General features: G+C 72.8%; 8 protein-coding genes. 1 reads left to right on the forward strand and 7 read right to left on the reverse strand.

Features of this window, described 5'->3' with window-relative positions:
* Nucleotides 1-38: 38 nt before the first annotated feature.
* The 6 genes from HNR07_RS18295 to HNR07_RS18320 all read right to left on the reverse strand — a co-directional run bounded on the left by HNR07_RS18295 (nt 39) and on the right by HNR07_RS18320 (nt 11,231).
* Nucleotides 39-1,109, reverse strand: a complete 1,071-nt coding sequence (locus HNR07_RS18295; RefSeq protein ID WP_184366034.1) for a DUF3068 domain-containing protein — start codon at nt 1,107-1,109, stop codon at nt 39-41.
* Complete coding sequence (locus tag HNR07_RS18300; RefSeq protein WP_184366035.1) at nt 1,106-5,596, reverse strand: alpha-(1->3)-arabinofuranosyltransferase domain-containing protein; 4,491 nt, start codon at nt 5,594-5,596, stop codon at nt 1,106-1,108. Before HNR07_RS18300 ends, HNR07_RS18295 begins: the two co-directional genes overlap by 4 nt.
* Nucleotides 5,593-6,999, reverse strand: a complete 1,407-nt coding sequence (locus HNR07_RS18305) for a glycosyltransferase family 4 protein (protein WP_184366036.1) — start codon at nt 6,997-6,999, stop codon at nt 5,593-5,595. Before HNR07_RS18305 ends, HNR07_RS18300 begins: the two co-directional genes overlap by 4 nt.
* 232 nt (nt 7,000-7,231) lie before the next feature.
* Nucleotides 7,232-7,372, reverse strand: coding sequence for a hypothetical protein (locus HNR07_RS18310; RefSeq protein WP_184366037.1), 141 nt, complete (start codon nt 7,370-7,372; stop codon nt 7,232-7,234).
* Nucleotides 7,369-9,264, reverse strand: a complete 1,896-nt coding sequence (locus HNR07_RS18315; protein WP_246420383.1) for a hypothetical protein — start codon at nt 9,262-9,264, stop codon at nt 7,369-7,371. The genes HNR07_RS18310 and HNR07_RS18315 overlap by 4 nt, the downstream gene beginning before the upstream one ends.
* On the reverse strand, nt 9,264-11,231 hold the full coding sequence (locus HNR07_RS18320; protein WP_184366038.1) for an SGNH/GDSL hydrolase family protein: 1,968 nt from the start codon (nt 11,229-11,231) through the stop codon (nt 9,264-9,266). The genes HNR07_RS18315 and HNR07_RS18320 overlap by 1 nt, the downstream gene beginning before the upstream one ends.
* 191 nt (nt 11,232-11,422) lie before the next feature.
* On the opposite strand from HNR07_RS18320, the gene HNR07_RS18325 reads away from it, so the two are divergent.
* A complete protein-coding gene (locus HNR07_RS18325) occupies nt 11,423-12,334 on the forward strand; it encodes a hypothetical protein (protein ID WP_184366039.1) in 912 nt (303 codons plus the stop codon).
* Between the two features lie 97 nt (nt 12,335-12,431).
* Here the strand turns inward: HNR07_RS18325 and HNR07_RS18330 are convergent, their stop codons facing one another.
* Nucleotides 12,432-12,947, reverse strand: coding sequence for an NADPH-dependent FMN reductase (locus HNR07_RS18330; RefSeq protein WP_184366040.1), 516 nt, complete (start codon nt 12,945-12,947; stop codon nt 12,432-12,434).
* Between the last annotated feature and the right edge of the window lie 246 nt (nt 12,948-13,193).

Consider the following 13,193-nt stretch of genomic DNA (forward strand, 5'->3'; position numbering starts at 1 on the left):
TGCCGAGCGGAACCGCCGCCCGTCACCGGGTTTTCGCCCTACGGCCCGCGTGCCTCGGGTTCAGACACCGGTGCCTTCTCCGGCGCCTCCACCGCTTCCGCCTCCGTCGCCGCGGGGGTCTCCTCCTCCTGTGGCGGGCGGGCCCGCCAGGCGGTGACCAGCCCGGCCAGGACAGCGAGCGTCCCGAGCGGGCCCAGGGTCCAGGGTGCCCACCGGTCCAGCCCCCGGAGCAGCAGCGACCGCGTCCGGGCTTGTTCCGCGTAACCGGAGACCTGCCCGTCGGCCAGGGTGAGCTCGGCGTCGAGCAGGGCCACCTCACCGGAACCGTTCTGCGGGCGCAGGGTCTCGGAGCGGCTCTCCGCCATGTCCACCACCATGCCGGTGACCGGCTCGACCCAGAAGGTCCGCTCCGCCGTCAGCCAGCGGTTCGCCCGGACGGTGCCCTCGGCGCCCGGATCGAACAGGGCCGCGGGCACGTCCCGCGCGGACTCGGGGACCTGGGTCCGGTCCACGGTCTGGGTGTAGCGGCGCACCGGAACCCCGGCGACCTCGTCGTTCTCGTCGAACTCGACCGAGGGGGCCGAGCGCACCTCGGCGTCGTAGAAGGAGTGACCGCCCTCGGACACGCCCGGCGGCCAGTACAGCACCAGCCCGGCCTGGCGGACCGCGCGGTCGCCGTTGACGTGCTCACCGCAGCAGTTGACCGCCCGACCGGTCTCCCGGTCGACGATGACGCGACGGCTCCAGTGGTCGATGACCTGGTCCGACGCGGAGGTGCTCACCGTCATCTCCCAGGCCGACCAGTCACTGCCGTGCGCGGAGGCCTCCACCCGGGTGACCTGTTCGAGCTCGGCGGTCTCCACCCACGTCCAGGTGGCGGTGTCCAGGTAGGCGGCCTCCTGGTCGGTCATCCGCAGGTCGAAGGAGGCCGCCGCCGGGAGCGGGGCGACCCGGTCGTGGACGTAGAGCGGCAGCAGCAGGGCCAGGGTCAGCAGGAACGCGCCCGCCGCCACCAGGAAGGTGCCCTTGGGCAGACCGCGCCCCGGCTCGGGCCCCACGGGCTGGAGCCGGGTTTCGGGTGCCGCGCCCACCTGCGAGAACGTACTCACCTGCGGGCCTCCTCGACGTCGTGCTCAGGGTCGGGCTCGGTGTCGCGCTCGTGAGCGGGGGCGAACTCCGGAACGGCCCCCGGATCGAACTCCGGTCCGGGCACAGGCTCGGACTCGGCAACGGTTTCGGGCTCCGACGTCGGCTCCGAACCGGCCGGAGGCCCGGCGGCGGCCCGGGCCGGCACGGCGGCGGGTTCGGACACGGGCGGTTCGACTTCGGCCCCGTGCTGGCCCAGGGCCAGGACCAGGCGCGCCATCGCGGGCAGGCACAGCGCCTGCGGCACCCAGCCGCGCAGGGCGGTTCCGAGCGTCTCCGTGATGTCGTGGAAGGGCATGTTCACCACCAGGTACGTGCCCGAGGCCATGGCCAGTCCGGCCAGGGCCAGCGACCCGGTGACCACCCACGGACCGGCCAGGTGCGGCAGCATCCGGCCGCCCATGGACGGTCTTCCGGGTTTGGCGTGGCGCAACCGCTGGGGGGCTCCGCGTGCCAGCCACCACAGGGACACCAGGAGCACGCCGACCACGGCCGCACCGGCCCAGCCCGCGATCCACACCCCGTAGGCCAGGCCCAGCGGCAGTACCGCCCAGCGCGGCAGCCAGCCGGGGCCCGCCTCGGGCAGGGCGCGCGAGCGGCGCGGGGGTTCGACCGCCAGACGCCTTCCGCCCGGCAGCCAGCGGCGCGGCCACAGCGCGAGCACCACGAGCAGTGCGGCGAGCGCACCTCCCGCGGCCAGCACGCGGTGGTAGACGGCGTCGGGCGTGTAGGTGAGGGTGACCGTCCCGGCGCTGCCCTCGGGCAGGACCCAGGCCTGCTTCCAGCCTTCGAGCCGCACCGGTTCCAGCGGCCCGTCGCCGCCGTCCAGCCGGGCCTCCCAGCCCTCGTTGAAGTTCTCGTTCACCACCAGAAGGCTGTCCTCGTCGACGTCCACGTCGAAGCTGCGCTCGCTCGGGCCCCAGGCGTGCAGGGTGTCGACCCCGGCCATCCGGACGGCCGGGACATCGGTGACGCTCTGAGCGGCCGACTCCACCAGGGCCGACCGCACCTGGTAGCGGTTGCCCGGGTCGACGACGACCCGGTTCTCACCCTCGTTCAGGTCCAGGTCGGTGCAGGTCTCGTAGCGCAGCGGGTTGCCGGTGAGCTGGTCGGCGAGGGTGCCGTCGCTGATCCGAGTCTCCACTCGCTGGCCGTTGACCCGCAGGGTTGGGCCCAGGCCGCAGGTGGTGGAGGCGTCGCCCTCGGGCAGCGGGTCCACCGGGGGCACCCCGGGGAGTTCGACGGTGCCGATCTCCAGGGCCTGGCCCTCCGGGCGCTCGAAGGTCACCCGCAGGGACGCGGCGGTCAGCTCCGCGAAGTCGACCCGGCCGCTGCCGTCCAGCCAGCCCTCACGGACCGTGCCGCCGCCCTCGACCGTCACCTTGATCGGCCGCATCACGCTGTCGGCCCGGGGGAAGTCGACCCTCAGGTGGTCCACCGCGGTCGCCGCGCCCAGCTCGATGTCGAGCCAGGGGCTCTTCTCCTCGGGGTCCGGGTACCAGACCGTGGCCTCCTCGTCGTCGAGCACGCCCCGGCCCATGGCAGCGGGGTGCTGGACGGCGGTGGAGGAACCGGTCACGTGCGGGAACCCGCTGGCCCGGTTGGCGGCGTTCTCCGCTTCGCGGGGGTCGGTGAGAACGACCTCCCCGGAGATCCGATGGGTTTCGGCGGCCGCGCCCGGTGAGAGTTCGAAGGTGCGGTCGAGCTTGCTCGCGTCCTCGCCGCTCACCTCCAGCCGGGGGTTGCACACCCACACGTGCGAACCCTCCATGCAGCCGGGTGCGGTGCCGGTCGACCCGGTGAAGAGCAGGGTGCCGGTCTCGGCCGGGCCGGGCACGTGCAGGGTGCGCGCGGCCTCCAGACCGGGCAGGGAGATCCACGAGATACCCACCCGGGTGCCGAAGCGGTACTCCGGTTCCCAGGCCAGCTCGTCGATCCGCACCCGCAGCGTGGAGGTCTGCCCGGGCGGGGCCGCGAGCTCCTGGGGGTCGTCGGTGGCGGCCACGGCCGCCTCGGACTGGCCGTTGTCGGTGATGAGGGTGACCCTCGAGGGCGGCGGCTCACCGGGCAACTGCTCGAAGGCCACGCTCAGCCCGCTCAGGTCCCGGGGTTCGGTGAACTCGACCTCGATCCACTGGCCGAGGGCTCCCGCGAAGGCGCTGGACCGCCAGGCGGTGCCGAGGTCGTTGTCCAGGGCCGCGTAGGGGGCGTGCCCCGGGTCGCGGTCGCTGGCCCGGGCCTCCACCCCGGCCTCGGAGGTGGACGCGGTGATCCCGGCGATGCCCAGGTCCTCGGCGTGGGCGACGTACTCCTCCCACGCGGGGTCCATGATGTCGGGCGCGGGAACGTCGCGTTCGAGTTCCTGGTCCTCGGTCATGGTGGCCGAGACGTTGCGGCGCACGTCGGAGTAGACGACCTCGCGGCGGCGGGCGGTGTCGGTGACGATCGTGTTCTCCGCCGCGATCTCCGCCGCTCCGGGGTCGTCGCCGAGCAGGATCGGGCGGTCGTCGTTGACCAGGCCCTGTTCGGCCAGGTGCAGGACGGACTCGGGGCCGCCGGTGACCCGCAGCGCGTCCCCGGAGGGCACCGTGCCCACCACGGGAGCGGCCTCCTCGACCTCGTAGACGGTCAGGGACGGGTAGGGCTGGTCGAACCACTGAGAGGCGGACGAGTGGTCCAGGGAGCCGATCACCGGGCCGAACTCGGCGGCCTCGGTGATACCGGGGGAGTCGCCCAGCGCCTGGTGGACGCGGGCGGGCCAGGCGCCGTTGTTGCCCACGCGCTGGAGGTCGTTGCGCACGATCAGGTGGGTGACGCCCAGCCGCGCGAGGGTGTCCGCGAGCCCTTCGGAGCCGCGCCCGGAGGAGACCCGCTGATCGATCTCGTGGGTGATCCGGGAGATGCCGGAGGAGCCCCACGGGATGATCTGGTGGTTGGTCCAGGCCCCCGAGAGCAGGGGTTGCATGGGTTCGTCGAGCGGCCGGCCCCACTCGTACTCGCCGCGGGCCGAGCCGGGCAGCGCCATGGTCATGCCGCGCTCGTCGCCGCGCTCCTCCAGCCAGTCCACGGCCTCGTACCAGTAGTCCGGGATCTCCTCGAAGCCGCCGCGCGGGGCGATGCCGACGGTGGCGATGGGGGTGAGCGTGATGAGGAAGACGGCGGCGCCGGCCCCGGCCACGGTTCTTCTGACCCTGGTCAGCGCCTCCGGACCACCGCCCCTGCGGTCGGCCCAGTCGCGGGCGACCACGACCGGCAGGTGCGCCAGGCCGAGCACGATCGGCAGTCGGATGAGGGCGTCGAACTTGTGAACGTTGCGGAAGGGCGCGAGGGCGCCGTCGAACAGCTCGCGCATGAACGGCGCGAACGGGCCGGTCAGTGCGCCGGTGAAGCCCGCGACGACGATCGCGGTACCCACCAGGAGCGTGCTGATGAGGAAGAGGCGTTCGGGGGTGCGCCGGTTGATCAGCCCGGCCAGGCCCAGCCCGGCGACCAGCGCGGTGACCGCGACCAGCCACGGGGTCAGGGAGAGCTCCGCGCCCGAGGGCAGCGCGGTGTTGCCCATGTCGGGCAGGAAGCCCATCCAGTTGGAGGTGCCGCGCAGGGAGTTGAACAGGGAGGTGATCCCCGTGGTGACGGCGGCGTCCTCGGTGTAGGGCATGAACGAGTACACGTACCGCGACATGATCAGCAGCGGGACGATGTACCAGAACGAGGCGAGCACGAGCGCGCCCGACCACCACAGGATCAGCCGCCACTTGCGCGGCCCGTTGGCCCGGGTGAGCAGGTAGAGGCCGGGGACGACCAGGACCGCCAGCTCGGAGGCGGCGTTGGTACCGCCGCACATGAGGAAGGCCAGCCCGGACAGCAGGGCCATCCGCGCGGGCGGGTAGCCGTGTTTGGCGCCCAGGACGAGCGGCAGCAGGATCCACGGCATGAGCAGCATGGGCTGCAGCTCGGCCGAGTTGTAGGAGAGCAGTGTGAGCACGCGCGGGGCGAGCGCGTAGGCGACACCGGCGAGGATGCGGGTGTTGACGGTGCCCAGGCCCAGGGCCTCGGCGACCTTGTACACGCCCACGAAGGCGGCGATGAGCAGCACCGCCATCCACAGCCGCTGGATGAGCCACTCGGGCATGCCGAGCACCTGGAACAGCAGGTGGAAGGGGCCGTTCGGGAAGAAGTACCCGTAGGCCTGGTTCTGGAGCTGGCCGAAGTAGGAGGCGTCCCACAGGTGGAGGGATCGCTCCATGAACCCCAGGGGGTTGACCGTCAGGTCGATCTTGGTGTCGCTGACGATCCTGCCGGGGTCGATGCTCGCTGCCAGTGCTCCCAGGAGCAGACACACCGCGAGGACCTTGAGCCGCGCCAGCAGCTTCTCGTCCACTCCGCCGGGGGCGGTCGGTGTTCTGGAATCCTCCGGTTCGCGCCTGGCGGTGGATTCCGCCGAAGTCACATCTTCGCTTTCTTGCCTGCTGCGGGGTGGGGAGCGGGGGTGGTGGTGTCCAGGCCCAGTTCCGCGGCGACCAGACGGGTCATGCGGGCACCGCTGGCCGCCCAGGTGAACTGGGCCGCCCAGGCGCGGCAGGCGCGCCGGACCTCCTCCGCCCGCCGGGGGTCGGACAGTTCCTTCAGGGCCCGGGAGACGACGTCCTCGAGGGCCTGGCCCTCGCGGACGAGCCAGCCGGTCTCGCCGTCACGGACCGAATCGCGAAGTCCGTCCACATCGTAGGCCACGGTGGGCACGCCGAGCCGGGCGGCCTCGATGACGGTCAGGCCCCAGCCCTCGAACTCGGAGGCGGTCACGTGCAGGTGGCAGCCGGCCAGGACGGAGTTCTTGTCCTCCTCGGAGAGGAAGCCGTGCAGGTCCACCCGGTCTTTGAGGCCGTCTCGGCGGACCTGTTCGGCGAGGTGCTCGCCCTCGGGGCCGCGGCCGATGATGTGCACGCGCAGGCCCGGGTGGTCGTCCTCGAGCGTGCGGGCCAGGTCGACGACCCGGGAGACGCGCTTTTGCACCACGAGCCGGCCGAGGCTGACCAGCGCGGGCGCGGCGTCGGGGGCCGGGGCCGCGGCTGCCAGCCCGGGTGGGGCCGCTGAAACGGACCGCGCCGAAGGCGACGTTTGAGGGTGGTGGGGGGTGACGGGTGGGCCTCCGTTGTGGATGACCTCTATGGGAGCGCGCCAGCCGAGCTTGTCGCGCATGGCGGCGCGGGAGGACTCCGAGACGGTGACGGTGGTGCACTTCCGGTAGACCCGGGAGGCCACCGCCGACTCCAGGAAGCGGCCGAACCAGGCTATCGGCGCCGGGAAGTAGGCGTTGAACTGGAGGTCGTGGACGTGGTGGACCACGCTGACGACCCTGGTGCGGCGGCGCAGGACCAGCCGGGAGAAGAACGGGATCCCGTTCATGCAGTCGAAGGCGAGATGGTACTCGCGCCGCCACAGGGCGAGCCAGGCCATCACGCGCGGGTAGACGGTGAACTTTCCGCCCATCCGGCGGATGACGATGCCGTCCTTGGTCTCGACCCGGGCCTGGTGGGGTTCGCGGCTGGTCAGGAAGGTGATGAGGGCGCCGCGTTCGGCCAGGTGGCGGCTGATCCGCCAGGCGTACTCCTCGGCTCCGCCAGCGGTGGACTGCCAGGGGTCGCGCCAGTTGACCATCACGATGCGGACGCCGTCGAGGCGGGGACCGGGGTCGGCTGGGTCGGCTGGGTCGACCCGGACCGTGACCGGTTCGGGTGCGGCGGACTCGGCGGACTCGGCGGGCTCCGCCGGTGCGGGGGCGGGAATCACGGCCGGAGCGGGGGTGATCATGGGGAGGCCGGGCTCCACCCGGGTCGGGACCTTCTGGAAGACCACACGCTCTCCTTCCGCGCGGTACCGGGCGCGGGACCTGAGCGATGCCACGCAGAGCTAGTGAGTGGACACGCTGCGTGAGCGCCGTGGGGTAGCACTGAGCGCACGCCGAACAGGCCCGTCGACCGGACGTCATTGGGGTGGGCGGCCGCGAGGGGTGCGACCGCGAAAAGTGGGTGGGGCGGGCGCCCCACTGGCGGCGGGGCGCCCGCCTACCTCAACCGAGAACGGCCACCTAGCGGTCGCCGTAGTTGTAGAGGGTTTCGTTCACCGGTTCCGCGGTCGCGGTGGACTCGGTGGCGAGGCTGGTGGCCACCACAGTGGCACCGCCCGCCAGAGCCGCGCCGATCACACAGGCGGCGATTACCTTGATCACTTGGGGATCTCCTTCCGCGCGCCCCGCACCGTTTGTGGTTGGGGGCGCTGGAACCCGAGACTAGAACCTGATCTAGCCATAGACCAGATGATTGCCCCAACTGTAACTAACCCCCCGGTAACTTCCAACCCCGAAATGTCGTCTTTATCCGCATTGATGTGCTGGTCTGACACCTCGAGGAGAGTCAGATCGACCCCCTCGACCACTACCGAAAGCTCCTCCGCACCAGACCAGAACCGGTTATCGACCGGCGCTGACACGGCCACGTAGCGCACCCCGAGACCGCCCAGGAGTTCGGCCAGGGCGTCGGGGTCGGCGAGCAGCTCCGGGCCGGGCAGACCGCTCTCCGGGTCGGGTTCGAGCAGGCGGGCGGCCTCCCGCGCCCGGGCGTCCTCTCCGGTGACCACGACCCGCCCGCCGTCCGCGGTACCCACGCTCAGGTCGTCGTTCCACAGCGTGCGGCGGTCGAACAGCTTGGTCGCCGGGTCCAGCACCACCACCGGCTCCCCCGACCAGTCCAGCCCGCGGTAGGCGCTCCAGGGCAGGATGAGAACCGCCCCCGGCCGGTCGTCCGCCGCCACCGCCTCCTGGGCCGCCAGCCACTCCCCGGGGTACGCCACCGGGGACAACCGTCCTCCCGCACCCCACAACAGCCCCGGCAGCACCACCACGGGCGCCAGCACCAGGAACACCACGGCCACCACCCGCCACAGGGCCAGGACCCGCAGCAGCCAGAGCACCACGGCGCCCAGGCCGAGCGCCTGCACCAGGGCGAGCGGCGCCAGGTACAGCTGACCGTCGCGCAGCGGCCCGAACCCCGGCCACAGGCCGATCAGCGCGGCCAGGAACTCCCGCCCCGGGGCGGACACCCCCAGCAGAGCGACCCCGAAGCCCAGCGCGGCCGACACCGAAAGCCCGATCCCCACGGCCGGACGCGACCGCCACAGCCACCATGCCCAGCCGGTGAGGGAGACCGCGCAGAGCAGCAGCCGCGCCAGCGCCGTGACCGGCTCCCCGTACCCCGGCGGCACCGCACCCGAGTTCCACACCCCGCCCAGCAACAGCAACGACCCCAGCACCCCGAAGGGCGTGTCCGACCGGGCCGCGAAGGCCTCCGCACCGGCTGGATCGGTGGCCGCCCCGCTGGTCAGCGACGGCAGCAGCCACGGCAGGGAGACCAGGGCCAAAGCGAACACGAACAGAGCGGCGTTCCGACAGCGGCGCGGTCCGGCCAGCGCCTGCGGACCAGCGGTGAGCGCGCTGAGCACCACCGAGGAGAACCCGCCGACCGCCGCCGGAACCAGCGAGCACACCAGCCCGGCCAGCCCGGCGGTCGGCCGCGCCGACGCCAGCCGGACCACCGCCCCGAGCACCCACGGCAGCCCGGCGTACCCCAGCAGGACCGCCCACTGTCCGAGCAGCAGACGCTCGGCCACGAACGGGTTCCACACGTAGGCGACCCCGGCAGCCGCGCCCGCGGCCAGCACGGCCCCCTGCGGGGCGTCCGGCAGCCGGGCGGCCAGAAGGGGCCCGGACAGACGGACCAGCAACCGGAAGGCACCCGCACCGCCCAGCGTGAACACCGCCAGCAGGGCGAGGGTCTGCACCACGTCACCGGGCAGCAGGAGGGTCAGGGCCGCCACCACGGCGTCGCTCGGGATCGCCCGGGGAAAGCCGTCCGTGCCCGCCAGCACCGCGGGCAGCGAGAGTTCGGGGACGAAGAGCATGTCGTAGCGGAGCACGTAGCCCCGCCCCAGCGCCGGACCGAGCGCGAGCACCCCCGCGACCGCGCCCACCAGCCAGGGCAGCAGCCCGGCCGTCGGCCGGGACGCCGTGGCGGGCCTCGCGGGCGCCCCGGGGGACGGGGGCCGGGCGCGGTAGCGGGCGGTCATCAGCCCTCCAGGAGGACGCTGTCGGAATACCCGCCCTCCACGTAGTCCCGGTAGGAACGGATCACGATCTCGTACGGGCCGGAGACCGTCGCCGCCCAGCGCGGGTCCTCCCCGACGGAGCCGAGCGTGCGCCAGCCCTCGCCGTCCTCGGGGCCTCGGTCGTCCCGGGGCTCGCAGGTAGTGCCCGGTGACGGCGGCGGGACGACCGGAACCGAGGGTGCGGGGGTCGGATCGGGTTCGGGGCGCGGTGTCTGCGACGGCGAGGAGGGGGCGGACCCGGGTTCCTCCCCGCCCGGGTCAGCACCGCCGCCGGGGGTGTCCTGGTCGTCGGCGGTCGAGTCCCCGGTGCTGTCGCCCCCGGTCAGCCCGCGGTTGTCGGCGGGGGCGCGGCGATCGTCAGCAGGGGGGCGGCGCTCGTCGGGCCCGCACTCCAGCACCCGGACCCACACCTCGTAGTGCCCGGCCTCGGGAACGTCCTGCCAGGTCACCACGGATCCGCCGTCGTGCGTCCGGACCCAGGCGGGCGCGGGCGGCGGTTCGTCGTCCCACACCAGCTGGAGCGGTTCGGACTCGGCTCCCTCGTCCCTGCCCTTGTAGGGGCGCACGACGAACTCGTAGCGGGCCCCGCTGAAGAGCGACTCGACCGTCAGGAAGCGCTGGTCCTCGTCGCTCTCGATGGCGGCCGGGATCACCGCGGCGTCGTCCGGGACGGGGGCGACCCGGCGCTGCACCACCCGGTAGTCGGTGGCGCCCGGCACGTCCTCCCAGGTGAGCAGGAGCCCGTCATCGGTCTCCTCGTACTCGGGTTCGGGCGCGGTCCGCGGCCCGGCGGACAGCGAGGGCAGCGGTCTCGGGTACTCCTCCCCCACCCCCAGCGGCACGGCCAGGGCGTCGGCGAAGGCGGCGGCGATCTTGAGTTCGCCGCGCACGTTGGGGTTGGTCGCGTCCCAGTTGTCGTGGACCGGAGCGTACTCCTTGGCGACCTGGGCGACGACCACGGGCGAGGTAGCGGAGGTGAGCTGTTCGGCGAGGTCGACCAGGCCCATGTTGAAGCGCTCGATCTCGCCGTTGACCCGGGTGTCGTCGGCGCTGCCCTGCACGTCGGGGAGCTCGCCGACCACGAAGCGGGCGTCCCCCAGCACCACCCGCACCGTGGAGACGGTCTCGGCGATGCCGTCGAGGGCGTGGTCGGCGCTGCCGCCGGAGAGGATGTCCTCGGTCCCGGCGAGGAGGAGCAGGTACTGGGGTTCGTGCTCGGCGGCGATCTGGGCGATGTCGGCGGACAGGTCCTGGGCGGTGGCGCCCCAGCGGGCGGCGTGGGCGGTGTCGAAGTCGGGCACGGCGTAGCTGTGGTCGCCGGGGCCCTCCTCGTCGGCGAGGGAGTGCAGGTCGTCGCGGGGGCCGACGAATGCGAACTCCACGTCCTGCTCGGACAGGTGCGACCACAGGTGGTAACGCCAGGTGTGGTCGCCGCTGCTGCCCTGGGTGGCGGAGTCGCCCACCATCATGATGCGCAACTCGCCGTCGGGCGGGCCGGGGACGGAGACCGGTTCGTCGGCGAACTCGCCCTGGTCACCGCCGATCCCGCCGGAGCCGGCCTGCAGGAGCAGCAGGGTGACGGCCATGGCCGCGAGCATCACGCCGAGCAGGCCCAGGGGGCCGGGCTCGAAGCGGGAATCGGACCGCCCCAGGCCGGGGGCACGCCAGGCCAGGCGGCGCCAGGGGGCCGCGGTGAGCCAGTAGGGAGCGCGCTCGGACCACCGGCTCCGCCAGGAGGCCTGTCCGGAATCCTGATCCTGGTCAGGCTCCTGGCCCTGGCTCCGCTCCGGCTCAGCTGCCTCGGCGGTGCCCTCCTCCGCACGTCCCTCAGGGGCCTTCCCGGCCCCCGGATCCTTCGGGGGCCGCTCTTCCACTCCTTCGGGGACGGCCCTGTCCTCAGGGGTGGCGTCCTCGCCCGGGTCCTGCACCGTGCCCCATCTCTCGCCGCCGCGCCTCGCGGGTAGTTACAGGTTCCTGTCCGACACCGGAGCGCCATTGCTCCCAGTCGGACGACCAGGGGGTAGGCGCTCGCCAGGCCAGACTAGAACTGGTTATATGGAGGCCGTCAACCTTCTGGCCCAGTCGGGTTCAGCGGTACCGAGCCGAAAGGCCCCCTCCCGTGATCGGACTCCTGGTCGCGCTGCTCTCCGCAGTGGTCTACACGATCGGCCTGACCGTGGAACAGCGCGCGCTGCACGGCTCCGAGTCGATCTCGATCAACCGTCCTCTTCACCTGGCCAGAGTACTGCTGGGTAACCCGCGCTGGGTGTTCGGCTGCTTCTTCGCCGCCCTGGGCAGTGTGGGTCTGATCGTCTCCCTCGGCCTGGCCCCGGTGTCGGTCGCCCAACCGGCCTTCGCCGCCGGCGTGGCAAGCACGCTGCTGCTCATCACGCTGGTGATGGGTGAGCGGATCACCAGGGGCGAGTACGTGGCGCTGGGCGTCATGCCGGTGGCCCTGGGCCTGCTCAGCCTTTCCACCGTGGACGGCGCCGAGACCGGGACCACCGCGAACACCCCGCTGCTGGTGACCGTCAGCGTGGTGACGGTCGTGGCCTGCGTGGCCGCGATGGGTTTCGTGGGCGGCCGGGGCAAGTACGTCTCCGCCGCCGCGATGGGTGCCGCCGCCGGGCTCGCCCAGGGCAGCGCGGGGCTTCAGGGCAAGGGGTTGGGCGGCCTGCTCGCCGACAACGGCTTCCTGGCCGCGATCGTGCCCGCCCTGCTCTCGCCCTACCCCTACCTGTACGCGCTGGGCTGGGCGGTGGGCATCGTGCTCTTCCAGACCTCGCTGCAACGCTCCCGGGCCTCCATCACCGCTCCGGTGTCCAACGTGGTCGGCAACGTGTTCGTGGTGGTGGTCGGCACGCTGCTCTTCGGCGAACAGCTGCCCGAGGACCCGCTCCTGCTGGCGCTGCGGGTGGGCGGCTTCACGCTGACCCTGGTCGTGGTGGTCCTGGTGCGCGGCAACGTGGCCCAGGCCGAGGCCGACACCAGCCGACTGCGCGAGGAACGCGCTCCCGCCGGGGCCGAGTAGGCCGGGCCGCCCGGAATCAGCGGGGGCCCGCGTCCGGATTCGGATGCGGGCCCCGGTACGCTGCCGGACCGCCCAAGCGGTGGTCGTACTGAGCGGCCTAGGCGGCGACGGAGACGGCCTGGCGCAGACCGGGCGCGGCGATGTCCGCCCAGGCGCGCACGACGCTCTCGGGCTGGTGGGTCTCGTCCTCGGCCAGGATCAGGCCGGGCTCGGCCACCCAGGCGCCCAGGTCGGCCAGGAGGACGCGCAGGTCCTCCTCGATTCCGTGGCTGTTGCGCAGGTCCTCGACGACGGCCAGCGGGACCGCGACGGTGTGGCCCAGGCCCAGCTCGGGCAGCCGGTCCAGGAAGACCTTGAGCAGTCCGGTGTAGGTGCCGTGCACCTGCGGGGAGGCCACCAGGAGAACGTCGCTCCGGCGGACCCGCTCCAGGGCGTCGCTCACCGAGGCGGAGGACTCGGCGAGCAGGTCCGGGCCGAGCTCGGCAAGGTCGATGACCTCGGGGGTCGAGGTGACCCCGGCACGGGCGGCGACCTCGGCGGCGGCGCGCAGGGCGGCGGTGTGCACGGAGGACTGGGACTTGGGGGCGGCGACGAGCACGGTGAAGCGAGTCATAGCGGAGAACTCCTGGGTTCGGTCAGAGCGAGCCGGGATCGACCGGAAGGGAACGCGGGGGGCGGTGATCGGATTCGTTGACACCGGAGGAGGACCGTCGTTCCTCATGAACCGAGGCTGAGCGGGACTTCGTCGTCCGGGGCTCGTGTGCGTCGGCTCAGGCGGGGTGCTCACACGGACCGGGAAGTGGTCCGGGACCCAAGTGGGAAAGATGAGCGTCCGGTGTCTGCGTAAGGGCCAGGGGCA

It is taken from the genome of Nocardiopsis metallicus (assembly GCF_014201115.1).
In the GTDB taxonomy this organism is placed as follows: domain Bacteria; phylum Actinomycetota; class Actinomycetes; order Streptosporangiales; family Streptosporangiaceae; genus Nocardiopsis; species Nocardiopsis metallicus.